Consider the following 24,039-nt stretch of genomic DNA (forward strand, 5'->3'; position numbering starts at 1 on the left):
TAGGCGCTTACCCGATGTGGATCAATTGTAGCGCCAGTGCGCAGGCGGAAAACAGCACAAACAGCAGCCCGGCATCACGGTTCGCCCTGAAAAGACGCAATAAAACGGCGCTATTCTTGGCGTCAAAGCGGCGCATTTGCCAGATCAGATGGCCGCCAAGCGCGATGGGCGCCAAAAGTGCCACGAATGTGATCGCCGCGCCCGCGCCGAGGGTGGTGCCAAAGGTGGCAATCGCCGTCAGCGCTACGGTCAGCGCCGCAAAAATCGCCAGCCAGCGCGGGGTGTCATCACCGAACAGACGCGCGGTCGATTTCACGCCAATCAAGGCGTCATCCTCGAAATCCTGATGGGCGTAAATCGTGTCGTAGAACAGCGTCCAGGCGATACCGCCAAGGTAAAGCACAACCGGCTGCCAGCCAAGGCTGCCCGTATGCGCCGTCCAGCCGACCAGCGCACCCCAGTTGAACGCAATCCCCAGAAACGCCTGCGGCCACCATGTGAACCGCTTGGCAAAGGGATAGACCACCACCGGCACCAGCGCGAGGACCCCCAGCGCGACGGTCGCAATGTTGAACGTGAACAGCACGGCGGCCGAGATCAGCACCTGCACCGCCATCCAAACGGCGGCCCCGCGCACGCTCACCTGACCCGATGGGATCGGGCGCAGCGCGGTGCGGGCGACTTTGCCATCGATATGGCGGTCGGTGATATCGTTCCAGGTGCAGCCCGCGCCCCGCATCAGCAGCGCGCCGATGGCGCAGCCCACCGCGATCCACAGATCAAACCAGCCAAAGCGCCCATCCGACAGGGCGGCCAGCAGCAGCGACCACCAGCAGGGCAACAGCAGCAGCCACGTGCCAATCGGCCGGTCGATCCGCGACAGCCGCAGCCACGGGCGCAGGGCCAGTGGTGCGCGATCGACCCAGTTGCCGGTGCTATCGGCAACGGCTGCTGTTGCCTCTGGCGTGTTGGCGGCGCTGCGCATATCTCTATTCCTATGACAAGCAAGATCCGCCTCTTTGTAGACCATCCTCTCGGGCCGGGGCAAACCGTTCCGCTGAATGCCGATCAGGCGAATTACCTGTTCAACGTCATGCGCTTGCAGCCCGGCACTGTGTTGTCGCTGATCAACGGCCGTGACGGGGAATGGGACGCGAGCGTGGTCAGCGCCGCCAAACGCCATGGCACGTTGCTGGCCAGCCGCCAGACGAAACCGCTGCAACTGCCGCCCGATTTGTGGCTGGCCTTTGCGCCGATCAAAAAGACGCGCACCGATTTCATTATCGAAAAAGCGACCGAGCTGGGCACCGCGCGCATGATCCCGATCCTGTCGGATCATACCAATTCCGAACGCGTCCGTGTCGACCGCCTGCAGGCGCATGTGATCGAGGCGGTCGAGCAATGCGGCGGCACCGCGCTGCCCGAAGTGGCCGATCCCGTCGCGCTATCGGCGTTCCTTGATCATTTCCCCGCAGGGCGCACCCTGTGGTTCTGTGACGAGGCGCTGGTCGGGCAGCCGTCGGGTTTTCCCGCAGACGCGACCGCCGGCCCCGCCTGTATCCTGATCGGGCCCGAGGGCGGCTTTTCTGCGCGCGAACGCGACCGCCTGCGCACCTTGCCCTTTGCGCGTTCCATTGCCCTTGGTCCCCGGATTTTGCGCGCCGATACGGCGGCGCTTGCGGCCTTGACCCTGTGGCAAGCCGGCCTTGGCGATTGGAACAGCCATGGCTAGGCCGCGATTTGAACCCAAACGCTGGGCCGAGGTTTTCGCAGGCCTGATCGTCATAGCGGCTGCGGGCTGGTGGCTGAACAACAGCTTTGGTCTGTCGCGGATCGCGGGCTGGCTGGGGCTGGGCCTCGGCGCGGCGCTGATCTGGGTCGGCATCCAGCGCCTGCGCTTTGGCAGCCACAGCGGCGGTCTTGGCGTGGTGCAATTGGACGAGCGTCGCCTGACCTATTTCGGTCCCCTGACCGGCGGCACAATTGATTTAGACGATCTGGTGCGCCTTGAATACGACGGCACGGCGCGCCCGCCCCATTGGGTGATGACCGCACGCGGCGCGCAGATGCTTGCCGTGCCGATAGATGCCGAGGGCGCGGATCTGCTGTTCGACGCCTTTACGGCCCTTCCGGGTATCAGCAGCACGCGGCTGGCGCAGGCCTCGGCCGCGCGAAACCGTGATCGGACAACCTTATGGCACATCTGACCTGCCATTGACTTGTCCGGCAGTTTTCTTCACCTCTTCGCAACCCACGGGGCAACCCGTTCTTTCTCATCCTTCAGGAGCGCAGCATGTCTATTCCGCAATCTGGTGGCGGCCCAATCGAGCGGCCCGAACAACTCGCGGAATTTCTGGCAAAGGGCTGTAAACCCAAGGAAAACTGGCGCATCGGGACCGAGCATGAAAAGTTCGGTTTTGTGACAGCGGATCATGCACCGCTGCCTTATGCCGGAATCAACCAGATCATGACCCGCCTGATCGACCGTTTCGGTTGGTCCGCAGTGACCGAGGGCGACAGCCTGATCGGCCTGAAACGCAATGGCGCGAATATCTCGCTGGAACCCGGCGGGCAGTTTGAGCTGTCCGGCGCGCCGCTGGAAAACATCCATCAGGTGCGGGACGAGCTGCAAAACCATCTGGACGAGGTGGCCGCCGTCACCGCCGATATGGGCGTGGGTTTCATGGGCATCGGCGCCGCCCCGATCTGGAGCGAGGCCGCCATGCCGGTCATGCCCAAGGGCCGCTATCGCCTGATGACCGATTACATGGGCCGCGTCGGCACGCACGGCACGCAGATGATGTATCGCACCTCGACCGTGCAAGTGAACCTCGACTTTGGGTCCGAGGCGGACATGGTGCAAAAGATGCGCGTCGCGCTGGCGCTGCAACCTGTGGCGACGGCGCTGTTTGCCAGCTCGCCCTTTTTTGATGGCGCGTTGAACGGCCACCGCAGCTGGCGCTCGCGCATTTGGCGGGGCCTTGATGATAGCCGCACGGGGATGCTGCCGTTTGCATTTGACCCGGGCTTTGGTTTTCAACGCTATGTCGACTGGGTGTTGGATGTGCCGATGTATTTCGTCTATCGCGACGGCAAATATATCGATGCCTTGGGGCAGTCGTTCCGCGATTTCCTGAAAGGCCAGTTGCCCGCGCTGCCGGGCGAGGTGCCGACCCTGTCCGACTGGGCCGATCATCTGACCACCGTCTTCCCCGAAGCGCGCCTGAAGCAATTCATCGAGATGCGCGGCGCAGATGCGGGCGATCAGGCCCATCTGGTTGCATTGCCTGCGTTTTGGGTGGGTCTGACCTATGATCAGACCGCGCTGGATGCCGCAAGCGATCTGATCAAGGGGCTGAATGCCGAGACTCGCGAAGGGCTACGCGTCGCCGCCTCGGAAAAGGCGCTGGCCGGCGAGGCGGGCGGCGTCAAGCTGCACCAGCTTGCGCTGGAGGCGGTAAAGATCGCCGAAGCCGGTCTGATCGCGCGCGGTCTTGGCGAGGAGATTTTCCTGCAGCCATTGATCGAGAATGTGCAAAAGGGCGAGGTGCAGGCTGATCGCCTTATCGCCGCCTATGAGGGCGAATGGGGCCGCGACCTGACCAAAGTCTACGCCGCGACCCGCCTGTAACTACTTTTTACCGATCTTCGATTCGGTGCCCGCGATCAGGCGGGAGATATTCTCGTGGTGGCGCCAAAAGATCAGCGCCACCAGCACGATCATCAGCATCACAATATGACCGTTGCCGGTGAACCAGGCGAAAACCGGCGTCAGCAGCGCGGCGGTCAGCGCCGCAGCGGATGAATAGCGCAGTGCAAAGGCCATGATCAGCCATGTCGCTGCGGCCAACAGACCGACGGGCCAGCTCAGCGCCAGCGCCACGCCAAAGAAGGTCGCGACGCCCTTGCCGCCCTTGAACCCCAGCCAGACCGGAAAGCAGTGACCGATAAAGGCTGCAAGGGCCGCAATCTGCGCCGCATCCTCGCCCGCAATCGCACGGGCCAGCAGCACCGCAACCGCGCCTTTCAGCCCGTCCAGCAGCAGCGTCAGCGCTGCGGCCTTTTTATTGCCGGTGCGCAGCACATTCGTCGCGCCGATATTGCCCGAACCGATCTGACGCAGATCGCCCAGGTTCATGACGCGCGCGACCAAAATGCCAAACGGCACCGACCCCAGCAGATAGCCGAACACCGCACATAGCAGGATCACGGTGGGGGATGAGACAAGCTCGGGCATCAATTCTCTCCGAAAATGCGGGTGCCTGCGACCCAAGTGCCGCGGACGCGGCCTTGCAGGCGGGCGCCGTCAAAGGGGGTATTCTTGGATTTCGATTGCAGCAAGAACCGGTCCAGAATGAAGGGCGCATCCGCGTCGAACAGCACGAGGTCCGCGGGCGCGCCAACAGCCAGACGGCCGCTCTCCAGCCCCAGCCGCTTGGCCGGGTTCAGCGCAAGGGCGCGGAACAGTTGCGGCAAGGTCAGGTTGCCCGCATGATACAGGCGCAGGCTGGCGGGCAGCAGGGTTTCCAAGCCCACGGCACCGCTGGCGGCCACCTCGAACGGCAGACGCTTGCTTTCCTCGTCCTGCGGTGTGTGCATCGAACAGATGATGTCGATGAGGCCCGAACCCACGGCCTCGATCGCGGCAAGGCGGTCTTCTTCGGCGCGCAGCGGCGGCGTCATCTTAAAGAACGTGCGGTAATCGGCGACGTCCATCTCGTTCAGCGTCAGGTGGTGGATCGAGATGCCCGCCGTGATATCCAGCCCGTTGTCCTTGGCGCGCTTTAGCGCGGGCAGGGCGCGGGCGGTGGTGATCTGATCGATATGGAGGCGCGCGCCGGTCATCTCCAGCAGCGCGATATCGCGATCAAGGCCCATCCGTTCCGCCATGGGCGAGACCGAAGGCAGCCCGCGCAAGCTGGCAAAGGCGCTGGAGGTCGCCGCCGCGCCCACAGACAGGCCCGGTTCCTGCACATGCGAAATCACCAGCGCGCCCAGCGATTTGGCATAGGTCAGGGCGCGCGAATAGACACGGGTGTTGGTCGCGACGTGATCGCCATCGGTAAAGGCGACCGCGCCCGCATCTTGCAAAAAGCCGATCTCGGTCATCTCGCGGCCTGCGCGGCCCTTGGTCAGGGTGGCCATTGGCAGCACGCGCACACGGGCCGCAGATCCGGCGCGCTTGGCGACGAATTCCAGAATTTCGGGCGTATCGATAACGGGATCGGTGTCGGGGCGGGTGACAATCGTCGTCACACCCCCCGCGGCCGCCGCGCGCCCGGCCGAGGCAAAGCTTTCCTTATGCCGCTCGCCCGGCTCGCCAACCTTGACGCCAATATCGACAATGCCGGGCGCAAGGCAAAGCCCGCCCGCGTCGATCACATCGGCATCACTTACGTCGATACTGTCCGCAATCTCGGCGAGCAGGCCGCCATGCAGACGCACAGCGCCCAGTGTGGTGGTGCCAGCTTCGGGGTCGATCAGCAGGGCATTGGTGATAATCGTGTCGCGCATATCCATGCCCCCTTAAACCATCGTGCCGTCGGCGGCGGCGCTGCCACGGCGCGCGCGCAGGTTGCGCGCCAGCAGATCCATCGCCGCCATCCGCACCGCGACGCCCATCTCGACCTGCGCCTGAATGACCGAGCGGTGGATGTCATCGGCAATCGTGCCGTCGATTTCGACGCCGCGATTCATCGGGCCGGGGTGCATCACGATCGCATCTGTTTTCGCCGCCGACAGCTTGTCCGCGTCCAAGCCATAGCGGTGGTAATATTCGCGTTCGGACGGGATAAAGCCGCCGTCCATCCGCTCACGCTGCAGGCGCAGCATCATCACGACATCGGCGCCCTGCAGACCCGCGCGCATATCGTCATAGATCTCGACGCCCATGTCTTTGAATGCGCCGGGGATCAGCGTTGGCGGCCCGACAAGGCGCACGCGGTTGCCAAGTTTCCCCAGCAGCAGAATGTTTGAGCGCGCTACGCGGCTATGGGTCACATCACCGCAGATGGCCACGCTTAGCCCCTCGATCCGGCCCTTGGCGCGGCGAATGGTCAGCGCGTCCAATAGCGCCTGCGTCGGGTGTTCATGCTTGCCGTCGCCCGCGTTCAGCACCGCGCAATCGACCTTTTGCGCCAGCAGATCCACCGCGCCCGAATGCGGGTGGCGCACCACCAGCAGATCGGGGCGCATCGCGTTCAGCGTCAGCGCAGTGTCGATCAGCGTCTCGCCTTTTTTCACACTGGATGTCTGCATCGACATGTTCAGAACATCGGCACCCAGACGCTTGCCCGCCAGCTCGAAACTCGACTGCGTGCGGGTCGAGTTTTCAAAGAACATATTGATCTGCGTCATGCCCGCCAGCACATCGCGACGGGTATTGCCGCGCCGGTTGCTGGCGGCATAGCTATCCGCAAGATCGATGATGGTGGTAATCTCGTCCCGGTCGAGGGGCTCGATCCCCAGCAAGTGGTTGGCGCGAAAGCTCATGCGGATCTCCTGCTGCGGACTACTGCGGCCGCTTATAGGAGCCTATCGCCACACCAGCAAGATTCAGTAGTCGCGCAAAAAGACGCGGCCCGCATCGCAGGCGGCGCGGCAATCACTGGCGTCATTGCCGATGTCGAACATATCCATGATCGGATGCGCGCCAACCCCTTCGAAACGCGCGTCATCGCAGACCTGATTGCGCGAATAGGGGCCGGAATCGTCGCCAAAGTCGATGGCACTGCATTGTGTCGCGCTGCGCGCCTGATTGGCGTTCCACAGGCGCACCTCGCCCGACAGATACAGCGCGGCGCAATCGGTCGCATCCTTGCCGACGTGGTCATAGGTCAACAGCGTCGCCATACCGGGGCCGAAAAAGCGGCGATCATCGCATTCGCCGTCATTCGCCCAAGAGCTGCTGTCGTCGCCAAAGTCGATATTATCGATCACCCTTGCCTCGGGCAGCGTCGGTTTGGGGTGGGTAATCTCGTCAGGGGCCTCTGCCAGCAGCCAGATCTGTTCCTCGGCGTATAGCGCACGGCAATCGGTGGCGTCCTTTAGCACATCGATTACTACGGTCAGATCAGCGCTGCCCGGCCCGATAAAGCGCGGATCGTCGCATTCACCATCGCGTGGCCATGCGCCGCTGTCATTGCCGAAGTCGATCGAGGCAATGGGGCTGCGATCTTGGGCCAATGCGGGCAAAGCCATGCTGGATGCCGCCACAAATGCCAGCCCGATCAAAAGATTACTGCGCAAGATCGCCTCCTTGGTGGCACGGTTTGCCCGAATTTAAGGCACAGTAACCGCGGGCGGGGTGCGGGGGCAAGGTTTGTGCATCCCGTTGCTGAAACAGGCATTAACCATTGTGGAAGGTTGCATTGCCGCGCTTGCGTCGTCATATAGGGCCAAAGGCCGCAGACACCTTGGTGAGAGATGAATTACCTCGATTTCGAAAAACCCCTCGCAGAGATTGAAGGCAAGGCCGAAGAATTGCGCGCTATGGCGCGTGCGAATCCCGAAATGGATGTCGAGAAAGAGGCAGCAGCCCTCGACAGAAAAGCGGGTGAGCTGCTGGTGCAGCTTTACGCAGGCCTGTCGCCCTGGCGCAAAACCCAAGTGGCGCGCCATCCCGAGCGCCCGCATTGCGTTGATTATATCAACGCTTTGTTCACCGATTACACGCCGCTGGCGGGCGACCGGAACTTTGCTGACGATCTGTCGGTGATGGGCGGTCTTGCGCGTTTTAACGGCAAACCCGTCGTGGTCATCGGCCATGAAAAGGGCAACGATACCAAATCGCGCATCGTGCATAACTTTGGCATGGCCCGCCCCGAGGGCTATCGCAAAGCGATCCGCCTGATGGATATGGCCGACCGTTTCGGCCTGCCTGTCATCAGCTTTATCGACACGCCCGGCGCCTATCCGGGCAAAGGCGCTGAAGAGCGTGGCCAGTCCGAGGCGATTGCGCGCTCGACTGAAAAATGCCTCGCGCTGCGGGTGCCGCTGGTGTCGATCGTGATCGGTGAGGGTGGTTCGGGCGGTGCTGTCGCCTTTGCGACCGCCAACCGCGTCGCGATGATGGAACATTCGATCTATTCGGTCATCTCGCCCGAGGGTTGCGCCTCGATCCTGTGGAAGGATTCGAATAAGATGCGCGAAGCCGCCGAGGCGCTGCGCCTGACCGCGCAAGACCTGCAAGAGCTGGGCGTCTGCGATTGGGTCATCCGCGAGCCTGTCGGCGGTGCGCATCGCGCGCCTTTGGATGCGATCAAATCGGTCGGCCTCGCGATCGAGACGATGCTGGGTGACCTCGGCACACGTTCGGGCGACGATCTGCGTCAGGGCCGTCGCAAAAAGTTCATCGGCATGGGGGCCAAGGGCCTCGCCGCGTAACTGAAACACCGGTTCACGGCTGTTTTTCGCCAATTCACGGATTTTTACTAATTCACAAGGCGCGGCGCTGGATCAGCCCGCGCCTTGTGCTATTGCAGGTCTGAACAATTTTTCAGCACGAGTTGACCAATGGCCCCTTCCAAAAGCTCCGAACGGATCGAATATGTCGTGGAAGGGGGGCACCGCCTCTCTGGCGAGATTGAACCCTCGGGAAACAAGAACGCAGCTTTGCCGATCATCGCAGGCGCGCTTGTAACCGACCAGCCGGTTGAACTGACCAATGTCCCGCGTATTCGTGATGTCGAGGCGCTGATCGAACTGATCAAAACCCTTGGGGTCGAGGCTGAATGGACCGGCCCGAACGCTTTGCGCATTCATGCCCGCACCGTGCAGCCGACGCAGCTTGACCCGATTCTGTGTGCGCAGATCCGTGCCTCGATCCTGCTGGCGGGGCCGGTGCTGGCGCGCTGCGGGAATATCACGTTGCCCCCGCCCGGCGGCGATGTGATCGGCCGCCGCCGTCTGGACAGCCACTTCCTTGCGCTGCGCCAACTGGGGGCAGAAATCACGCTGGATCAGGACTTTACCTTTACCACGAACGGCCTGATCGGCGCGGATGTGTTCTTGGACGAGCCGTCTGTCACGGCCACCGAAAACGCCCTTTGTGCGGCCGTCGCAGCCAAGGGCACCACCGTCCTGCGTAACTGCGCATCCGAGCCGCATGTCCAGGATCTGGCACATTTTCTGAACGGGATGGGTGCAAAGATCACGGGCATCGGCTCGAACTGCATGACGATCGAGGGTGGCCTGCCGCTGGGCGGCACCAGCTTCCGCATCGGGCCCGATCATATCGAGGTCGGCTCGCTGATCGGTCTTGCCGCCGCGACGAATTCGGACCTGCGCATCAAGAACGCCGGCGTCGAGCATTTGCGCTCGACCCTGATGGGCTTTGAAAAGCTGGGGATCGTCTGCCAGATCGAAGGGGATGACCTGATCATCGCATCGGGTCAGGCGAAAAAATCCAGCCCGATTTCGGTGGCCATGTCCCCAAGATCGAGGACCAGCCCTGGCCCGCATTCCCCGCCGATACCATGTCCATCGCCATCGTCACCGCCACCCAATGCGAGGGTATGGTGCTGATGTTCGAAAAGATGTTCGAATCGCGGATGTTCTTTGTCGATAAGCTGATCGGCATGGGCGCGCGCATCGTGCTGTGCGACCCGCACCGCGCGGTGATCTCGGGGCCTGCGCAGCTGCGCGGCTCGCGTCTGGAAAGCCCCGATATCCGTGCCGGTATGGCGATGCTGATCGCGGCGATGGCGGCGGATGGCACATCGACCATCAACAACGCCCAGCAGATCGAACGCGGTTATGAGCGGATTGACGAGCGCCTCAATGCCATCGGCGCCCGTATCAAACGCATTCCGGCGCGGGATTAATCCCGCGCGCGGGCAGCTTCGGCGCGCAGGTTCGCCGAGGCTGTCTCGACCGCCGTCTCAAGCTGCTTCAGCATGTCGGCGCCCTCTAACCCTGCGGGGATTGCGGGCAGGAATTCCATCACAGCGGTACCCGGATAGCGCAGAAAGCTGCGCTTGGGCCAGAATGTGCCGTGGTTGACCGCGACGGGGACGCAAGCCGTGCCCATCTCCTGATAAAGCGTCACAATACCGCCTTTATAGGGGCGCTTTTCACCCGGTGCGACGCGCGTGCCCTGCGGGTAGATGATCAACTGACCGGGATCGGCGCGGCCCGAGATGACTTCTTCTTTCATTTTGCGGATCGCCTGACGCCCCTTGCCGCGATCAACCGGGATGCAGCCCAGACGCAGCGCATATTGCCCGACGATGGGGGTATAAAGCAGCTCGCGCTTCATTACGAATTTCGGGCGGGGCAGGACGGATAGCTGCATGATGATATCCATGAAGCTTTCGTGCTTTGAGCCCAGCAGGATCTCGCCTTGCGGGATCTCGCCGCGGATCTCGGTCTTGATGCCTGCCGCAAAGGCCAAAGCCCAGCGGGTGTAATTGGCAAAGGCGCGCGCACCGGCGATTGCGCCTTTGTTGGAAAACAGCGCCCAAGGTGCAAAGACGATGCCAACAACGGCCATGCCGCCATACATCAGCACCTGAAACAGCGCCGAGCGCAGCCATAGAATGATCGTCTTCATGATTGTTCCCGCAGGTGGCGCCGGGTTGCGGCGCGCGTCGAAAAATAACCCGCCATCGCGGCAAGGATTGGAATAAGTAGCGACCAAAGCCAGTCCGCCCCGGCAAAGCTGAGGCCGGTCAGAAAGCCGCCATCGCCGCCGCCGTCCGGCATCAGCAAAATCGCTGTGACACCGACCAAGGTGCCGCCCGCCGCGCCCAGCAGGGCCCGCAGGGTGAAACGGCGAATGAATGCGCCCGCGATATAGCTGTCACGCGCCCCGACCAGACGCAACACGCGGATCACTTGGGCGTTGGCGGCCAGCGCGGCCTGCGCCGCCAGCATGACCATCGCAGCGGTCGGGCCGCCGATCAACGCCAGCGCCGACAGGCCCAGCAGTCGCAGGCGCTGCGCCGATTGCAACAGCGGGGCGCGCCAACGGGAATGATCGTCCAGCACTGCACCGGGTACTTCGGCCTGCAGGCGGGCGCGCAGGCCAGCCGCGTCAAAACCGCCGTCCTCGGCCGCGATATCAATGATTTGCGGCAGCGGCAGGTTTTCAATCGGCGCGCCGGGGCCCAGCCAAGGTTCAAGCAGCAGGGCCTGTTCCTCGGGGCTCAGGCGGCGATATTCGGCAATACCGGGTGTTTGGCCAAGGACGCGCAGCGCGGTGGCGACCTGCGCCTCGACCTCGTCGGCCGGGGCCGAGACGCGCAGCGTTGCGCTGCGGGCAAGTTCATTTGACCAGCGGTCGGCAAGGCGGTCGGTCGCCAGCATGAACGCCAGTGCAAAGACGGCCAGAAAGGCCATAGCAAAGGCGGTAAAAGTGGTCAGCCGCGCGGTAAAGCCGGTGGGCGGGACGGCGCGGTCAGCCTCGGGGTTGCCGGTCAGCAGGGCCAGCAGGCGGCGCATGATATCGCTCATAGATCCGCCCCCGCAGATTGCAGGCGGCGATCGCGCAGGCGCAGGATGCGCACCGGCACATGAGCCTTTGCCGCGCGGATCAGGTTCAGGTCGTGGGTTGCGACCAGCACGGCTTTGCCCATGCGGTTCAACTCGACCAGCAGCATAAGCAGGCGCTGGGACATTTCCCAGTCGATGTTGCCCGTCGGCTCATCCGCTAGAATCACATCGGGCGATGAGATCACTGCGCGGGCGAGGGCGGCGCGTTGTCGCTCGCCCCCCGACAGTTGCGGCGGCAATTGACCGACCTGCGCTGTCAGGCCAACCCAGGCCAGCAGATCGGGCAGGTAATCGGCGCCCTCGGCCTTGCGGCCCGCGACGGTCATCGGCAGCATGATATTCTCGCCCAGGGGCAGATGGTCAAGGAACTGGCAATCTTGGTGTACAACGCCGATCTTGCGGCGCGCCTCGGCCACACCGTCGCGACCGATACGGGACGCATCTTCGCCAAAGATGGACACGGCGCCTTCGGTTGCGATCAATTCGCCATAGCAGAGTTTCAGCAGGGTTGTTTTTCCTGCGCCCGAAGGGCCGGTCAGAAAATGGAAAGACCCCGGTTGCAGCGCCAGCGATACGCTGTTGAACAGCTCGGCTCCGCCGTAGGAATAGGCGACATTGCGCAGCTCGATCACGGTTATACCCTTTTGCCTGTTGCAGCCCTTGTGCCTTGAACGGGCGCGGGTTTCAATCTTTGCCGTAGCCCTGCGCGTCAGGGTTGGCGGGCGGTTGCGCAGTTGTTAGGGTGGCGACAAATCGCGGCGGCATCGCCATCCGCGCATAAGGAGTGGAACATGCGGCTTGTCTGCCCCAATTGCGGCGCAACCTATCAGGTAGCTGGCGACCTTATCCCCGCCGACGGGCGCGATGTCGAATGTTCGGCCTGCGGTCACGGCTGGCTGGCCTTTGCGCCGGTTGCCGAATCGTTGCTGCCCGCGCCTTTGCCGCAATCCACCGTCACCCCCGAAGTGGCCGAGATCCTACGTGCCGAGGCCGCACGCGAGACCCGTGTCCGCGCGGATGAGCGCGCCGAGGAGCGTCAGGTCGCGCAAGATCGCGGACCGGTCGCTGAAAAGCCAGCCAACGAAGATCAAACACCCGTGCCGCCGCCGCTGTTTCGCCCCGCCACCAAGGCCGAGGCAGAGGCCGCCGCCGCGGCGCGGGCTGCGGCCGCTGCGGCAAAGGCGCGTGATGTGGTGTCCGCTGATGTGCGGCCCGTGTCGCAGGCGGCTGCGGTGAAAACGCCCGCCGCGCCCTTACCGGCAGAGCCTGTGAAAGATCCGGGCGCGCATGGCGGGTTTCTGATCGGGTTTTTGGCGGCGGGCGGCATCGCGCTGGTCGGTGTGTTGACCTATCACGGCGCGCCCGCGTTGATGCAAAGCTGGCCCGAAAGCGCGCCCTATCTGCAACCCTATGTCAGCACGATCGACGGCTGGCGTATCTGGTTGCAAGATCAGGCAACGGCGCTGACGACCCCCTAATTATTCCTCAAGCAGGCGGCGCAGGTAGTCGAGTTCTTCCTCGGCGCGCTCACGCTCGCCCGCGCGGCGGCGCAGCTCGTTCAGGATATCGTCAGCGCGGCGCTGGCCGTTTTCGGGCACGGCATTTTCACGCTCGCCCTGCGGCCCGCCAGCACCACCGCCGCGACCCAGCGGATCGTTGCGCTGCGGCGCGCTGGCGCTGGGGTTATCCTCGCCCTGCCGGTATTCGCCGCTTTCGCCTTGTTGTTGCTGGTTGATCGCCTCGCGCATGGCCTGCATGCCCTCGCGCAGCGCGTCCAAAGCTGCCCCTTGTTGGTCGATCGCCTCGGGCAGATTGCCCTGTTCGATGGCGCGTTCAGCATTTTCCATCGCGCCTTCAGCGCGGTCCAGCGCCTCTGCGGCGCGGTCCGCGCTTTCGCCTTCGACCTCGGGCAGGGCATCGCGCAATGTCTCGAGCTGATCGCGCAAAGCGCGCTGCGCACCGCCAAGGTCGGGCCCGTCCTGCGGATCGCCCGCGCCAGGGCCGCCGGTGCCGCCCTCGGATGGCTGATCGGGATCGGCGCCGCCACCTTGACCCTGCATGTCGGGATTGTCGCCGGGCTGGCCTTGGCCGCCTTCATTGGCTCCCTCATCAGCGCCTTCGTCTGGACTTTGATCTGTGCCCTCATCGGGCGTGGGTTGCTGGCCTTGCTGGCCGCGGTTGCGGCCGAATTCTTCCTGCATCTGGCGGAAGGTCTCGTCCGACAACTGCTGCTGGTTGCGCAGCGTATCTTGCAGATCCTGCATCGCGCCGCCTTGGCCCTCGCCATCGCGGGACTCGCCACCTTCGCCTTCCTGCATTTGCAGGTTTTCCAGCAGCTCGTTCAACTGCTCCATCAACTGGGCCGCCTCAGCCATGCGGCCTTCGTTCATCAGCTCTTGGATGCGGTCCATCAGCGCCTGAATCTGGTCTTGGGTGACGGTCTGTTGTTCGCCCTGATCACGCGGCGGCTGGTCGAGGGTCGATTCGCCCGGCACCATGTTTTCCGCCAGCATATCCAGATAGGCCTCGGTCGCGGCGCGTAGCTCGTCCATCAATTCCTGAATTTCGGCGGCGGACGCGCCCGAGCGCATCGCCTCGTCCAGACGCTCTTGCGCGCGGCGCAGGCGTTCGCGGGCATCCGACAGGGCGCCTTCCTCGAACTGGATGGCGATTTCCCACAAAAGCTGTGCAACTTCAGGCACGTCCACAGTGTCACGCGTCATCATCCGGATCGCATAGGATAGGCGCAGCTGCGTGTTGCGGTTGGTGATCAGCGTTTCGGGCTGGAAATAGATCGCGCGCAAAAGGCCAAGCACACGCGGCTGATTATCGACCGACCACAGCAGATCGCGGCGCTGCTCGGCAATCGCGCGGGCGACCGGCTGGAAGAACCGCTTGCCGGGCAGGGTCATCTCGATCATCGCCGAGCGTCCGACCTGTCCCGCCGCATCCACAACCTCGGCCTGCACGGTGACCGGCAGGCCGGCAAAAACATGCTGCGACAGGGTGTCTGTGACATCGCCGGTGATCTCGCGCCGCGCGCCGGTAAAGGGCAGCGGCAGGTCCAGCACCACGGGATCAGTCGCCGAGGGCGCGGCAGCAAGTCCGTAAAGCCGCTCGACCTTATCCAGATCCAGGCTGATCGTCACATGGCCGCCGGTAATGGCGTAATCGTCAAAGGCGGTGAAGGGCCACTGAAAGCGGCCATCCGCATCGGCGGTGCGCTCGTCCAGCAGGGTGATTTCGGGCGGCTGGTCCGGCAGCATACCGATATCCCACTCGGCCCCCGGCGCTCCGTTGATGATCAGCGATCCATCTTGGGCGACGGTGAAAATCTGCTCGGGCGCTTGGGGGTCTTGCGGTGCTGAAACGGTCTGCTCCACCGACAGCGTGCCTGCCGCATCATAGAGGTTCAGCTGAATCCGCGTGCCCTCGGGCAGATCCATCGCGCCTTCGGGCTGATCGCCAAGGTAAAGGGTCGGAAGGCCGGTGAATGTGGGCGGTGTCGCCCAGCCTTCCCAACTGGCCAGCGGATAATCCGTGCCGCTAAAGCCGGGCAGATCGGGCGTCACGACAGGCCCGCCGCGCTGGCCGAATATCGCAGCCCCGACCAGTGCGACCAGCGCCAGATGGCGCAGGCCCAGCCGGTCACGGCCCGCCAGATCAAACTGCGGCCAGCCCGCTTTTGCACCGCCCGCCGCCGCAATCATGCGCCGCAGATGCGCCCGCCACAAAGCCTGTGCCGCCGGATCATTCAGGCCGGTCGCCTGCGCATCCAGCAGCGCCGCCAGCGGCTGATTGGGGATGGCGCGGTCAAGGCGTGCGATGACCGCTGCAGTGGTTGGCGCGCGATAGCGGCGAAGGCCAAGGACCAACGCCCCCAGCATCGCCAAGACGCCTGCGCCCAGCAGGTAAAAGACCCAAGGCCCGCGCCAGCCTGATAGCCACAGCGCCAAAGTCAGCGCAAAGGCGACCCAAAGCGGCCAAAAGGCGCGGGCGGCGGCCTCTGCCTTCAAGGCCAAGCGAGACAGGCGCAGCGGCCAGTCCAGCCCTGCGTCCAGTGCGATCAGTGCGCGCTCGGGCGGTGCGCGGCGATCAACGGGGCTGGAGCGCTTGGCAAACAGGGCAGGTCTCCTTTACAGCACCGCGATTAAAGCCACAGGGTCAAAGCCATGCGGGGATCGTATCGCGGGCGATCATCTCCTCATAGCTGGGGCGGGGCCGGATAACTGCGAATTGATCGCCGTTCACAAGCACCTCGGGCACCAGCGGGCGCGAGTTATATTCCGACGCCATAACGGCACCATAGGCCCCGGCGGACCGGAACGCCACCAGTTCCCCCGCATTCAAGGGTGCCATGGCGCGTCCCCGCGCAAAGGTATCGCCGGTCTCGCAGACCGGCCCCACCACGTCGTAAACCGTGCTGGGCGCAAGGCTTTCATCGACGGGGATAATATCGTGATGCGCCTCATACATGGCGGGGCGGATCAGGTCGTTCATCGCGGCATCGACGATCAGGAAACGGCGATCCTCGCCCTCTTTCACATAGATGACGCGGCTGACCAGCAGGCCGGCATTGCCCGCGATCAGGCGACCGGGTTCGATCTCGATCTCGACATCCAGATGGCCCAGCGTCTCGCGCACCATCGCGCCATATTCGGACGGCAGGGGCGGCGCGGAATTATCGCGACGATAAGGAATGCCAAGGCCGCCGCCCAGATCCAGACGGCTGATCGTGTGACCCTCGGCGCGCAGCACTTCGGTCAGTTCGGCGACTTTTTGATAGGCGGCGCGGAAGGGCGCAAGGTCAGTCAGTTGCGATCCGATATGCACGTCGATCCCGACCACTTGAATGCCGGGCAGGCTGGCGGCAAAGGCGTAAACGGCCTGCGCGCGCGAGATCGGGATGCCGAATTTGTTTTCCGACTTGCCGGTCGCGATTTTGGCATGGGTATGGGCGTCGACATCGGGGTTCACGCGTACGGCGACCGGGGCGATCAGCCCCAGTTCCGATGCGATGTCCGAGATCGCCTGCAGCTCAGGCTCGCTCTCGACGTTGAACTGACGGATGCCGCCCAGCAAGGTCGTGCGGATTTCCTCGCGCGTTTTGCCGATGCCGGAAAAGACGATGCGCTCGCCGGGCACACCCGCCGCCTTGGCGCGCAGATATTCCCCCACCGAGACCACATCCATGCCCGCACCGAGGTCGCCCAGCGTTTTCAATACGGCAACGTTGGAATTCGCCTTGACCGCAAAGCACACCAGATGCGGCATGCCAGCCAGCGCGTCATCGAACAATTGGAAGTGACGCTTTAGCGTCGCGGTCGAATAGATGTAAACGGGCGTGCCGACCGCGCGGGCGATATCGGCCACGCTGACATCTTCGGCGAACAAGACGCCGTCACGGTAATTGAAATGATCCATGATCGCCCTTTAGCGGCTGATACCGACGGTAATCGTCTGGGAAATGGTGGTCGATGGGCCGGGCGCGATATTATCGCCCTGACGCCCACAGGCGGCGGTCAGCGCCAGAACGGCGATCAGCAGCGCCGCCCTCATAGCGCGTCTTTCCAGCGCTGGATCTGCGCGCGCACATTCGTAGGCGCGGTGCCACCGTAAGACGTGCGGCTGGCGACCGAGTTCTGCACGCCCAGCACGTCAAAGATATCGGCGCGGATACCGGCGTGGACGCCCTGCATATCGGCCAGCGTCAGGTCAGGCAGATCGCAGGCCTTGCCCTCGGCCAGCGCGACCAGCGTGCCGGTGACGTGGTGCGCATCACGAAACGGCAGGTTCAACTCGCGCACCAGCCAATCGGCCAGATCGGTCGCGGTCGAGAAACCGGTCGCAGCGGCCTTTTCCATCACATCGCGGTTGGCGGTCATGTCCGAGATCATCCCCGTCATCGCCGCCAGCGCCAGCATCAGATTGTCAGCGGCGTCAAAGACCTGCTCTTTGTCCTCTTGCATGTCCTTGGAATAGGTCAGCGGCAGGCCCTTCATCACGGTCATCAGGGCGACATTCGCGCCCATGATACGGCCGATCTTGGCGCGGATCAGCTCTGCCGCGTCGGGATTGCGCTTTTGCGGCATGATCGAGGAACCCGTCGACCAGCGATCCGACATGCGGACAAAACGGAATTGCGCGGTCGACCAGATGACCAGCTCTTCAGAAAGGCGCGACAGATGCATCGCGCAGATCGAGGCTGCCGCCAGATATTCCAGCGCAAAGTCGCGGTCTGATGTCGAATCGAGCGAATTGGCCGTCGGGCGGTCAAAGCCCAGCGCCGCTGCCGTCATATGACGGTCAATGGGGAAGGATGTGCCCGCCAGCGCCGCCGCGCCCAAGGGCGATTCGTTCATGCGCTTGCGCGCATCCGCAAAGCGCGAGCGGTCGCGCGCGAACATCTCGACATAGGCCATCAGATGGTGGCCGAGCGTGACGGGCTGCGCGACCTGCAAATGGGTAAAGCCGGGCATGACCCAATCGGCGGCAGCCTCGGCCTGCGCCAGCAGCGCCTGAATGATCGCCAGCAGCGCAGCATCCGCCGCATCGCATTGGTCGCGCACCCACAGGCGGAAATCGACCGCCACCTGGTCATTGCGCGAACGCGCAGTGTGCAGACGACCCGCAGGCTCGCCGATAATCTCTTTCAGGCGGGCCTCGACATTCATGTGAATATCTTCAAGAGCCGTTGAAAAGGCGAAATTTCCGCCCTCAATCTCTGACAATACGGTGAGGAGGCCTTCCCTGATGGCCTCGGCATCCTTATCGGTAATGATGCCTGTCGCGGCCAGCATCGCCGCATGGGCGCGCGAGCCTTCGATGTCTTGTCGGGCAAGCCGCTTGTCGAACCCGATCGAGGCGTTGATCGCCTCCATGATCGCGTCCGGGCCGGTGGCGAAACGCCCGCCCCACATGGCATTCGAAGTCTTGGTCATTGTCTATAGTCCTGAGGGGATCAGATGCGGAAACTGCTTTGGGCGCCTGTGTATACGGCGTTGACGCTGATGGCAAATGCGGCAATGGCCGATAACCTTGCTGATTTACGCGAAGGTGACATGCGCAAACTTGCTGTGCATGAACGGCCAGAGGCTGCGTCCGACGTCGCTTTCACCACCGAAGATGGTGCCTCCATCACCTTGCAGGATTTTCAGGGCAAAGTGACTTTGGTGAATTTCTGGGCAACTTGGTGCGCGCCTTGCCGGGTCGAGATGCCGACACTGGCCCATTTGCAGACCGAACTGGGTGGTGACGACTTTCAGGTGGTGACCATCGCCACCGGCCGCAACGAGCGCGACGGGATGGAGCGGTTCTTTGACGAGATCGGCGTCGACAACCTGCCGCTGCACACCGATCCGCGTCAGGCGCTGGCACGCTCGATGGGGGTGATGGGTCTGCCCGTGACGCTGATCATCGACCGCGAGGGGCGCGAAGTGGCCCGCCTGATGGGCGATGCCGATTGGGATAGCGATAGCGCGATGGCAATCATCCGCGCCGTTATCGCGCAATAAAAAGGGGGGGCTTCAGCCCCCCACACATCCCTGAATATCAATGGCGCCGCCCGGCGTCAGCACGGTAAAGCGCAGGCGGGACCGGTCGACGATCTGCGGCCCGCGCGGCATGAACATGTCCGCCTCGGCCCGCAGCAAATTGCCTTGGCGGGCGGTCTGCACCTCGCCGACATGAATACCGGGGGTGCCGGATTCGATCACTGTTACCTCGGGGGGTGCGCCGCGGGGAGCGGGGTGATCCATCGGAATGGCGGCGGATATCCGCATCCCGCGCGGGCCAAGGCGAAAATCGCATAGCACGGCGCCGACGCCCGCCTCGGTTGCGGTCATGGGGCGGTCGATCAGCGCAGCGGCGATCATCGGATCGCGCGCACCGCCTGCGGGCAGCACGGCATCAAAATCCAACCGCACGGGAATACAAATCTCTTTGCACACGCCGATTTCGACATCACCGGTGATCCGTGCAGGCGCACCGGGGTCGCTGAGTGCGAATTCAATCGGCAGCGTGACCGAGCCGATATAGCCGATCGTGCGCATACCTGCGGTTTCAAACACCTCGGGCACCGGCCATTGGAATGTGGCGTTGGTCACATTCTGTGTGCCTGACAGCAGGATTTGCGGCGGAATGCCCGCGTCCCCCGGCGCGCGCCAATAGGTCTTCCACCCCGGCGCCAGCGTGATCTGCACACCCGCGATCTGGGTGCCGCGATCCGTGCGCCAGCCGGGCAGGATGCGCATTTCGACCACATCGCGCAGATCCTCGGCCGCGGCGGGGGCGAGTGCGGCCCCCATTGCGAGCGGCATCAGCATCAAAGACAGGGCGAGCTTGCGTAAATTCATGCCACTGTCTTGCGGCAATTCAGCGCGTAATAAAAGTCACTTTGGCGCGAAACCCTGTGATCAGGGCTATTGCACAGGGGCGGTTGCGGTCACATCTTTAACCCATGGAACAGATTGACCAGAACCTGACCGGCAAGTTTTTGATTGCCATGCCTGATATGGCCGATGAGCCCTTTCGCCAAAGCCTGATCTATCTGTGTTCGCACGGGGATGACGGGGCGCTGGGGCTGATCGTGAACAAGCCGACCGAGGGGCTGAACCTGAATGCGGTGATGACGCATATGGGGATCGATGTCGCGCGGGGCGTGGCGGCCAAGGGCGGCCGCGCGCTGATGCGTTTTGGCGGCCCGGTCGAGCCCGGGCGCGGCTTTGTGCTGCACGGCCCCGATTACGAGGCGGATGAGGGCACGGTGAATGTCAGCGATGCCATCCGCATGACCGCCTCGCGCGAGATATTGGAACAGGTGGCGATGGGCAGCGGCCCACAGCGTGCGGCCTATTTTCTGGGCTATGCCGGGTGGGGGGCAGGCCAGCTCGAGGCAGAGATCGCCGATAACGGCTGGCTGGTCGCCTCGTCCAGCAGCGATCTGATCTTTGCCGAGGATTTCGACGCCAAATGGGCGCGGGCCCTGCGCGGGCTGGGGGTCGAGCCAGCCTTGCTGTCCAGCAGCGGCGGCCGCGCCTAAAGGCGCGCGATCGCCTCGATCAGGCGCGCGCGGGCGGCGGGCAGGGCTGCGCCATCATGCAGGCGGTGCAGCAAGAACCATTCAGTGGTGGCCAGCGCTTGCAGGATGTCGGACGTATCCGCATCGCCCTCGCCGCGCATGACGGCGGGCAGGGGTAACAGGCGCTCGGCCCATGCGCCCGCGCCAGATTTACTTACCGCACGGCCGGATTTGGGCGAGACATAGCACAGATCATCTGCTGCACCGGTCACCGCGCAGGTGGTCAGATCAAGGCCAAATCCCCCCTCGCGCAGCAGGACCATTTCCCATTGCAGATAGGCAAGCGGCCATAGTGATTGCCAATCCTCGACGCCAACCAGATCCAGCAGGGCGGTGCTTTGGGCATAAAATGCGGTATGCGGCACGCGTTCGGGCATGGTGGCGGCCAGCAGCGCAGTGACCGCAGCCCCCGCAGCCAGCGAGAGGCGGTCTTGCATCAGGAACCCCGCGCGGGATCGGATCAATTCAGGTTGTAAACTGCCAAGGTGATCATCGAGGCGCGCACGCCAACGCAGGGACAGTTGATTGCCGGGGATCAGCACCGGCTGCATCCGGCTGCCCGCGCCGCCGCGCACAAGGCCGCTGATCTTGCCGCGCTCTTGGGTGAAAACCTGCGCGATGACGCCCGCCTCGCCGTGGCGATGGGTGGTCAGCAAAATCCCCTCGTCCTGCCAGTCGATCATCGCCTGTGCCTTTTGCTATTCCGCCAAGCCTTCTTGTTCCAGCAAATGCCGACCGGCGCGATCCTCGACCTCGATCACCCATAGATCACGGTCGAAACTGCGCTGGCGGGCAATGGTTGCATCAACATCCGCCTCGGCGCCGCTTGCCAGCACAACCCAGGCGCGCTGGCCAGACATCAGATCATAGCTGCGCTGGAACAGCCGCGCCTGCCCGTCGAGCGTGCTGGATTTCACCAGCACCGCCCCGGCGGTCGCGTCGCCCTTTTTCACCACAAAGGCGGGAATATCGGCAAGGCGCAGGCGCTGCAGATAAGCGCCCACCCAAAAGTCGGTTGCGAGGCGGGCCTCAGGCATTCCCGTCTTTGAAATCGAGGCCCATCTCGGAATAGCGCTCGGCCTCTTCCAGCCAGTTCGGGCGCACCTTCACCTGCAAGAACAGGTGGCATTTGCGACCCATGAATTCTTCCAGTTCAAGGCGTGCGGCCTGACCGATGGCCTTGGCCGTTTCGCCCTTGCGACCCAGAACGATGCCCTTGTGACCGTCGCGCACGACATAGATGATTTGATCAATGCGGGCCGAGCCGTCGGGACGCTCTTCCCATTTTTCCGTCTCGACCGTCAGCTCATAGGGCAGCTCTTGGTGCAGGCGCAGGGTCAGCTTTTCGCGGGTGATCTCGGCGGCGATCATGCGCATCGGCAGGTCGGCGATCTGATCTTCGGGGTAAAGCCAAGGGCTTGCGGGCATTTCGGTCGCAAGCCAGCCCTTGAGCGCATCGCAGCCATAGCCGCGCTCGGCCGAGATCATAAAGGTCTGCACAAAGGGGAAAGCCGCGTTCGCAGCCTCGGTCAGCGCCAGCAATTCCTCGGCCTTGACGCGGTCGATCTTGTTGATGACCAGCGCGACGGGGGTCTTGCCGACGCGGTCCTGCAGGCTTTCGATGATCGCCTTGGCACCATCGGTCAGGCCGCGGTGTGCCTCGATCAGCATCAGCACCACATCCGCATCGCCCGCGCCGCCCCAAGCGGCGGCCACCATCGCGCGATCCAGACGGCGGCGCGGACGGAACAGGCCGGGCGTGTCGACGAAAACGATCTGGGCATCACCCTCGATCGCGACGCCGCGAATGCGGGCGCGGGTGGTCTGCACCTTATGCGTCACGATCGAGACTTTTGCCCCGACCATACGGTTCAGCAGCGTGGATTTTCCGGCGTTCGGCTCGCCGATCAGGGCGACGAAACCGGCGCGGGTGTTTTCAGTCGGTTCAGTCATTTTGCGATACTTCCTGTAGCAGCTTTGTCGCCGCAGCATGTTCGGCAAGGCGTTTGGAACCGGCCTCGCCCGTGGCCGTTGGGCCGGATTGTAGCGTGACGCGCACGGTGAAGATAGGCGCGTGATCGGGGCCGGAGCGGGCCTCTTCGATATAGGCGGGGGGTGTCTCGCCGCGACCTTGCGCCCATTCTTGCAGGGCGGTCTTGGCGTCGCGCGCATCATCATCGACATTGGCGATATGCGCGGCCCAGTGTTTCAGCACCACCGACTTGGCGGCGTCAAAGCCTGCGTCTAGATAAACGGCGGCGATCACCGCCTCCATCGCATCGGCCAGCACGGCTTCTTTCTTGCGCCCGCCGGTCTTCATTTCCGAGCGGCCAATGCGCAGCGCCGCGCCCAGATCCATGGCACGGGCCACTTCGGCACAGGTTTCGCGCCGTACAAGGCGGTTGAAGCGCGGGGCGATCTGGCCTTCGGTTGCGAATTTATCCGCCGCCAGCAGCGCCTCGGCCACGACAAGGCCCAAAACGCGGTCGCCCAAAAACTCGAGACGTTGGTTGTCCGAGCGGTCGGGCGAGGAGGCAGAGCCATGCGTCAGGGCGCGCATCAGCACTTCGGTATTGATGAACCGATGGCCGAGGCGGTCGGCGAAATCCATGAGGGCGGCGGTATGTTTCACCTTAATCCAGTGCCTTGAAGAAGCGGTCCGGACGCCATGTCCAGAATTGCAACAGTGAGCGTCCTGCGGACGAGAAGATGACGCGATCTGCGCGGCCGATCAGGTTCTCATAGGGAACAAAGCCGACGCCGCCACCGGTCAGCCAACGGCTATCGGCGGAATTGTCGCGGTTGTCACCCATGAAAAAGTAATGACCTGCGGGCACGGTATAAACGGGGGTGTTATCCTGCGGCTGATCGCCGATGTTCAGGATGCTGTGGCTGGTCCCACCGGGCAGCGTCTCGATCAGGCGCTCGGAGCGGCAATCCGCGCCCATGCCAACCGGGCCGTTGGCGCAGCTTGGCAGCAGGCCTTGCGGGCCCTGACGCTCCATCACCTCGTGGAACGAGCCGTTCGGCTCTTGCGGGGCTTCCTCGCCATTGATGAACACCACGCCATCGCGCACCTGAACCGTATCGCCGGGCAGGCCGATCAGGCGTTTGATGTAATCCTCGCCCGTGCGGGGGTGGCGGAAGACGATGATATCGCCGCGATCAGGTTGCGAGCCGAACAGACGGTCATTATCGCCGCCCACCCACGAACAGATCGCCTGCGCGTCGATATTCACCGGTCCGATGTTCACGGTCGGGCAGGAGGCATAGGAATAGCCGTAAGCCATTTTATTGACGAACAGGAAATCGCCGATCAGCAGCGTGTCCTTCATCGAACCCGAGGGGATATAGAACGGCTGGAACAAGATCGTGCGGAATGCGCCAGCAATCAGCAGGGCAAAGACGATGGTCTTGGCCGTTTCAACGATCGAATGAAGCGCGCCGGATTTTTCTGCCATTGCTGT

Annotated in this window: 27 protein-coding genes; 9 read left to right on the plus strand and 18 right to left on the minus strand. The window is 63.4% G+C overall.

What is annotated here, in order from left to right; genetic code table 11:
• Nucleotides 1-7: 7 nt before the first annotated feature.
• Entirely contained in the window at nucleotides 8-985 is a 978-nt protein-coding gene (gene ubiA, locus KVU_RS00710; RefSeq protein WP_013383390.1) for a 4-hydroxybenzoate octaprenyltransferase, read from the minus strand.
• A 12-nt stretch (nucleotides 986-997) separates the two neighbouring features.
• Here ubiA and KVU_RS00715 point away from each other — a divergent pair, with 12 nt between their 5' ends.
• The 3 genes from KVU_RS00715 to KVU_RS00725 all read left to right on the plus strand — a co-directional run bounded on the left by KVU_RS00715 (nucleotide 998) and on the right by KVU_RS00725 (nucleotide 3,631).
• The gene (locus KVU_RS00715; protein ID WP_013383391.1) at nucleotides 998-1,732 is read left to right on the plus strand and encodes a 16S rRNA (uracil(1498)-N(3))-methyltransferase; all 735 of its coding nucleotides are present in this window, start codon (nucleotides 998-1,000) and stop codon (nucleotides 1,730-1,732) included.
• Nucleotides 1,725-2,207, plus strand: a complete 483-nt coding sequence (locus tag KVU_RS00720) for a hypothetical protein (protein ID WP_013383392.1) — start codon at nucleotides 1,725-1,727, stop codon at nucleotides 2,205-2,207. The genes KVU_RS00715 and KVU_RS00720 overlap by 8 nt, the downstream gene beginning before the upstream one ends.
• Before the next feature lie 86 nt (nucleotides 2,208-2,293).
• Entirely contained in the window at nucleotides 2,294-3,631 is a 1,338-nt protein-coding gene (locus KVU_RS00725; RefSeq protein ID WP_014537450.1) for a glutamate--cysteine ligase, read from the plus strand.
• Here the strand turns inward: KVU_RS00725 and plsY are convergent, their stop codons facing one another.
• From plsY to KVU_RS00745, 4 genes are all read right to left on the minus strand, one after another.
• The gene (gene plsY / locus KVU_RS00730) at nucleotides 3,632-4,237 is read right to left on the minus strand and encodes a glycerol-3-phosphate 1-O-acyltransferase PlsY (protein ID WP_013383394.1); all 606 of its coding nucleotides are present in this window, start codon (nucleotides 4,235-4,237) and stop codon (nucleotides 3,632-3,634) included.
• Entirely contained in the window at nucleotides 4,237-5,514 is a 1,278-nt protein-coding gene (pyrC, locus tag KVU_RS00735; RefSeq protein ID WP_014537452.1) for a dihydroorotase, read from the minus strand. Before pyrC ends, plsY begins: the two co-directional genes overlap by 1 nt.
• A gap of 12 nt (nucleotides 5,515-5,526) precedes the next feature.
• A complete protein-coding gene (locus KVU_RS00740) occupies nucleotides 5,527-6,492 on the minus strand; it encodes an aspartate carbamoyltransferase catalytic subunit (protein WP_013383396.1) in 966 nt (321 codons plus the stop codon).
• Between the two features lie 63 nt (nucleotides 6,493-6,555).
• Nucleotides 6,556-7,248 carry a hypothetical protein gene (locus KVU_RS00745; RefSeq protein WP_013383397.1) on the minus strand — a complete coding sequence of 231 codons (693 nt, stop codon included), beginning with the start codon at nucleotides 7,246-7,248 and terminating at the stop codon, nucleotides 6,556-6,558.
• 177 nt (nucleotides 7,249-7,425) lie between these two features.
• Between KVU_RS00745 and KVU_RS00750 the strand changes: the two genes are divergently transcribed.
• The 3 genes from KVU_RS00750 to KVU_RS16175 all read left to right on the plus strand — a co-directional run bounded on the left by KVU_RS00750 (nucleotide 7,426) and on the right by KVU_RS16175 (nucleotide 9,824).
• Entirely contained in the window at nucleotides 7,426-8,385 is a 960-nt protein-coding gene (locus KVU_RS00750; RefSeq protein ID WP_060486235.1) for an acetyl-CoA carboxylase carboxyltransferase subunit alpha, read from the plus strand.
• A 129-nt stretch (nucleotides 8,386-8,514) separates the two neighbouring features.
• On the plus strand, nucleotides 8,515-9,525 hold the full coding sequence (locus KVU_RS00755) for a UDP-N-acetylglucosamine 1-carboxyvinyltransferase (protein WP_202945841.1): 1,011 nt from the start codon (nucleotides 8,515-8,517) through the stop codon (nucleotides 9,523-9,525).
• The gene (locus KVU_RS16175; RefSeq protein ID WP_202945842.1) at nucleotides 9,477-9,824 is read left to right on the plus strand and encodes a carboxyvinyltransferase; all 348 of its coding nucleotides are present in this window, start codon (nucleotides 9,477-9,479) and stop codon (nucleotides 9,822-9,824) included. The genes KVU_RS00755 and KVU_RS16175 overlap by 49 nt, the downstream gene beginning before the upstream one ends.
• Here the strand turns inward: KVU_RS16175 and KVU_RS00760 are convergent.
• From KVU_RS00760 to KVU_RS00770, 3 genes are read right to left on the minus strand one after another with little or no spacing between them, the layout of a single operon-like run.
• Nucleotides 9,821-10,552: a lysophospholipid acyltransferase family protein gene (locus KVU_RS00760; protein WP_013383401.1), complete on the minus strand. Its 732-nt coding sequence runs from the start codon at nucleotides 10,550-10,552 to the stop codon at nucleotides 9,821-9,823. The genes KVU_RS16175 and KVU_RS00760 overlap by 4 nt on opposite strands.
• On the minus strand, nucleotides 10,549-11,454 hold the full coding sequence (locus KVU_RS00765) for a cell division protein FtsX (protein WP_014537455.1): 906 nt from the start codon (nucleotides 11,452-11,454) through the stop codon (nucleotides 10,549-10,551). The genes KVU_RS00760 and KVU_RS00765 overlap by 4 nt, the downstream gene beginning before the upstream one ends.
• Nucleotides 11,451-12,125 carry a cell division ATP-binding protein FtsE gene (locus tag KVU_RS00770; protein WP_013383403.1) on the minus strand — a complete coding sequence of 225 codons (675 nt, stop codon included), beginning with the start codon at nucleotides 12,123-12,125 and terminating at the stop codon, nucleotides 11,451-11,453. Before KVU_RS00770 ends, KVU_RS00765 begins: the two co-directional genes overlap by 4 nt.
• Before the next feature lie 159 nt (nucleotides 12,126-12,284).
• On the opposite strand from KVU_RS00770, the gene KVU_RS00775 reads away from it, so the two are divergent.
• The gene (locus tag KVU_RS00775; protein ID WP_013383404.1) at nucleotides 12,285-12,971 is read left to right on the plus strand and encodes a zinc-ribbon domain-containing protein; all 687 of its coding nucleotides are present in this window, start codon (nucleotides 12,285-12,287) and stop codon (nucleotides 12,969-12,971) included.
• Here the strand turns inward: KVU_RS00775 and KVU_RS00780 are convergent, their stop codons facing one another.
• From KVU_RS00780 to argH, 4 genes are read right to left on the minus strand one after another with little or no spacing between them, the layout of a single operon-like run.
• The gene (locus KVU_RS00780) at nucleotides 12,972-15,617 is read right to left on the minus strand and encodes a DUF4175 domain-containing protein (protein WP_338033842.1); all 2,646 of its coding nucleotides are present in this window, start codon (nucleotides 15,615-15,617) and stop codon (nucleotides 12,972-12,974) included. It abuts the gene before it with no gap.
• A 40-nt stretch (nucleotides 15,618-15,657) separates the two neighbouring features.
• On the minus strand, nucleotides 15,658-16,917 hold the full coding sequence (gene lysA / locus KVU_RS00785) for a diaminopimelate decarboxylase (protein ID WP_013383406.1): 1,260 nt from the start codon (nucleotides 16,915-16,917) through the stop codon (nucleotides 15,658-15,660).
• Between the two features lie 9 nt (nucleotides 16,918-16,926).
• Nucleotides 16,927-17,052 (minus strand): hypothetical protein, encoded by a 126-nt coding sequence (locus KVU_RS16340; RefSeq protein WP_013383407.1) that lies wholly within the window; start codon nucleotides 17,050-17,052, stop codon nucleotides 16,927-16,929.
• Nucleotides 17,049-18,434, minus strand: a complete 1,386-nt coding sequence (gene argH, locus KVU_RS00790) for an argininosuccinate lyase (protein ID WP_013383408.1) — start codon at nucleotides 18,432-18,434, stop codon at nucleotides 17,049-17,051. The genes KVU_RS16340 and argH overlap by 4 nt, the downstream gene beginning before the upstream one ends.
• A gap of 24 nt (nucleotides 18,435-18,458) precedes the next feature.
• Here argH and KVU_RS00795 point away from each other — a divergent pair, with 24 nt between their 5' ends.
• Entirely contained in the window at nucleotides 18,459-19,007 is a 549-nt protein-coding gene (locus tag KVU_RS00795; protein ID WP_013383409.1) for a TlpA disulfide reductase family protein, read from the plus strand.
• 12 nt (nucleotides 19,008-19,019) lie between these two features.
• On the opposite strand, the gene KVU_RS00800 is transcribed toward KVU_RS00795, so the two are convergent.
• On the minus strand, nucleotides 19,020-19,847 hold the full coding sequence (locus KVU_RS00800; RefSeq protein WP_013383410.1) for a protein-disulfide reductase DsbD domain-containing protein: 828 nt from the start codon (nucleotides 19,845-19,847) through the stop codon (nucleotides 19,020-19,022).
• A gap of 104 nt (nucleotides 19,848-19,951) precedes the next feature.
• Between KVU_RS00800 and KVU_RS00805 the strand changes: the two genes are divergently transcribed.
• Complete coding sequence (locus tag KVU_RS00805) at nucleotides 19,952-20,533, plus strand: YqgE/AlgH family protein (RefSeq protein ID WP_013383411.1); 582 nt, start codon at nucleotides 19,952-19,954, stop codon at nucleotides 20,531-20,533.
• Here the strand turns inward: KVU_RS00805 and recO are convergent.
• From recO to lepB, 5 genes are read right to left on the minus strand one after another with little or no spacing between them, the layout of a single operon-like run.
• Nucleotides 20,530-21,255 (minus strand): DNA repair protein RecO, encoded by a 726-nt coding sequence (gene recO, locus KVU_RS00810; RefSeq protein ID WP_013383412.1) that lies wholly within the window; start codon nucleotides 21,253-21,255, stop codon nucleotides 20,530-20,532. The two genes, KVU_RS00805 and recO, sit on opposite strands and share 4 nt — an antisense overlap.
• 15 nt (nucleotides 21,256-21,270) lie before the next feature.
• Entirely contained in the window at nucleotides 21,271-21,609 is a 339-nt protein-coding gene (locus KVU_RS00815; protein ID WP_081447056.1) for a DUF1491 family protein, read from the minus strand.
• Complete coding sequence (gene era, locus KVU_RS00820) at nucleotides 21,602-22,525, minus strand: GTPase Era (RefSeq protein ID WP_013383414.1); 924 nt, start codon at nucleotides 22,523-22,525, stop codon at nucleotides 21,602-21,604. Before era ends, KVU_RS00815 begins: the two co-directional genes overlap by 8 nt.
• Nucleotides 22,518-23,204: a ribonuclease III gene (gene rnc / locus KVU_RS00825; protein ID WP_013383415.1), complete on the minus strand. Its 687-nt coding sequence runs from the start codon at nucleotides 23,202-23,204 to the stop codon at nucleotides 22,518-22,520. Before rnc ends, era begins: the two co-directional genes overlap by 8 nt.
• A gap of 1 nt (nucleotide 23,205) precedes the next feature.
• The gene (gene lepB, locus KVU_RS00830) at nucleotides 23,206-24,033 is read right to left on the minus strand and encodes a signal peptidase I (protein ID WP_013383416.1); all 828 of its coding nucleotides are present in this window, start codon (nucleotides 24,031-24,033) and stop codon (nucleotides 23,206-23,208) included.
• Between the last annotated feature and the right edge of the window lie 6 nt (nucleotides 24,034-24,039).

The sequence above is a fragment of the Ketogulonicigenium vulgare WSH-001 genome (assembly GCF_000223375.1).
Taxonomy (GTDB): Bacteria; Pseudomonadota; Alphaproteobacteria; order Rhodobacterales; family Rhodobacteraceae; genus Ketogulonicigenium; species Ketogulonicigenium vulgare.

Excerpts from the sequence above, each read along its gene's own strand:
- ubiA (WP_013383390.1), bottom strand. The coding sequence starts at position 985 with ATGCGCAGCGCCGCCAACACGCCAGAGGCAACAGCAGCCGTTGCCGAT.
- KVU_RS00715 (WP_013383391.1), top strand. The coding sequence starts at position 998 with ATGACAAGCAAGATCCGCCTCTTTGTAGACCATCCTCTCGGGCCGGGG.
- KVU_RS00720 (WP_013383392.1), top strand. The coding sequence starts at position 1,725 with ATGGCTAGGCCGCGATTTGAACCCAAACGCTGGGCCGAGGTTTTCGCA.
- KVU_RS00725 (WP_014537450.1), top strand. The coding sequence starts at position 2,294 with ATGTCTATTCCGCAATCTGGTGGCGGCCCAATCGAGCGGCCCGAACAA.
- plsY (WP_013383394.1), bottom strand. The coding sequence starts at position 4,237 with ATGCCCGAGCTTGTCTCATCCCCCACCGTGATCCTGCTATGTGCGGTG.
- pyrC (WP_014537452.1), bottom strand. The coding sequence starts at position 5,514 with ATGCGCGACACGATTATCACCAATGCCCTGCTGATCGACCCCGAAGCT.
- KVU_RS00740 (WP_013383396.1), bottom strand. The coding sequence starts at position 6,492 with ATGAGCTTTCGCGCCAACCACTTGCTGGGGATCGAGCCCCTCGACCGG.
- KVU_RS00750 (WP_060486235.1), top strand. The coding sequence starts at position 7,426 with ATGAATTACCTCGATTTCGAAAAACCCCTCGCAGAGATTGAAGGCAAG.
- KVU_RS00755 (WP_202945841.1), top strand. The coding sequence starts at position 8,515 with ATGGCCCCTTCCAAAAGCTCCGAACGGATCGAATATGTCGTGGAAGGG.
- KVU_RS16175 (WP_202945842.1), top strand. The coding sequence starts at position 9,477 with ATGTCCATCGCCATCGTCACCGCCACCCAATGCGAGGGTATGGTGCTG.
- KVU_RS00760 (WP_013383401.1), bottom strand. The coding sequence starts at position 10,552 with ATGAAGACGATCATTCTATGGCTGCGCTCGGCGCTGTTTCAGGTGCTG.
- KVU_RS00765 (WP_014537455.1), bottom strand. The coding sequence starts at position 11,454 with ATGAGCGATATCATGCGCCGCCTGCTGGCCCTGCTGACCGGCAACCCC.
- KVU_RS00775 (WP_013383404.1), top strand. The coding sequence starts at position 12,285 with ATGCGGCTTGTCTGCCCCAATTGCGGCGCAACCTATCAGGTAGCTGGC.
- lysA (WP_013383406.1), bottom strand. The coding sequence starts at position 16,917 with ATGGATCATTTCAATTACCGTGACGGCGTCTTGTTCGCCGAAGATGTC.
- KVU_RS16340 (WP_013383407.1), bottom strand. The coding sequence starts at position 17,052 with ATGAGGGCGGCGCTGCTGATCGCCGTTCTGGCGCTGACCGCCGCCTGT.
- argH (WP_013383408.1), bottom strand. The coding sequence starts at position 18,434 with ATGACCAAGACTTCGAATGCCATGTGGGGCGGGCGTTTCGCCACCGGC.
- KVU_RS00795 (WP_013383409.1), top strand. The coding sequence starts at position 18,459 with ATGCGGAAACTGCTTTGGGCGCCTGTGTATACGGCGTTGACGCTGATG.
- KVU_RS00800 (WP_013383410.1), bottom strand. The coding sequence starts at position 19,847 with ATGAATTTACGCAAGCTCGCCCTGTCTTTGATGCTGATGCCGCTCGCA.
- KVU_RS00805 (WP_013383411.1), top strand. The coding sequence starts at position 19,952 with ATGGAACAGATTGACCAGAACCTGACCGGCAAGTTTTTGATTGCCATG.
- recO (WP_013383412.1), bottom strand. The coding sequence starts at position 21,255 with ATGATCGACTGGCAGGACGAGGGGATTTTGCTGACCACCCATCGCCAC.
- KVU_RS00815 (WP_081447056.1), bottom strand. The coding sequence starts at position 21,609 with ATGCCTGAGGCCCGCCTCGCAACCGACTTTTGGGTGGGCGCTTATCTG.
- era (WP_013383414.1), bottom strand. The coding sequence starts at position 22,525 with ATGACTGAACCGACTGAAAACACCCGCGCCGGTTTCGTCGCCCTGATC.
- lepB (WP_013383416.1), bottom strand. The coding sequence starts at position 24,033 with ATGGCAGAAAAATCCGGCGCGCTTCATTCGATCGTTGAAACGGCCAAG.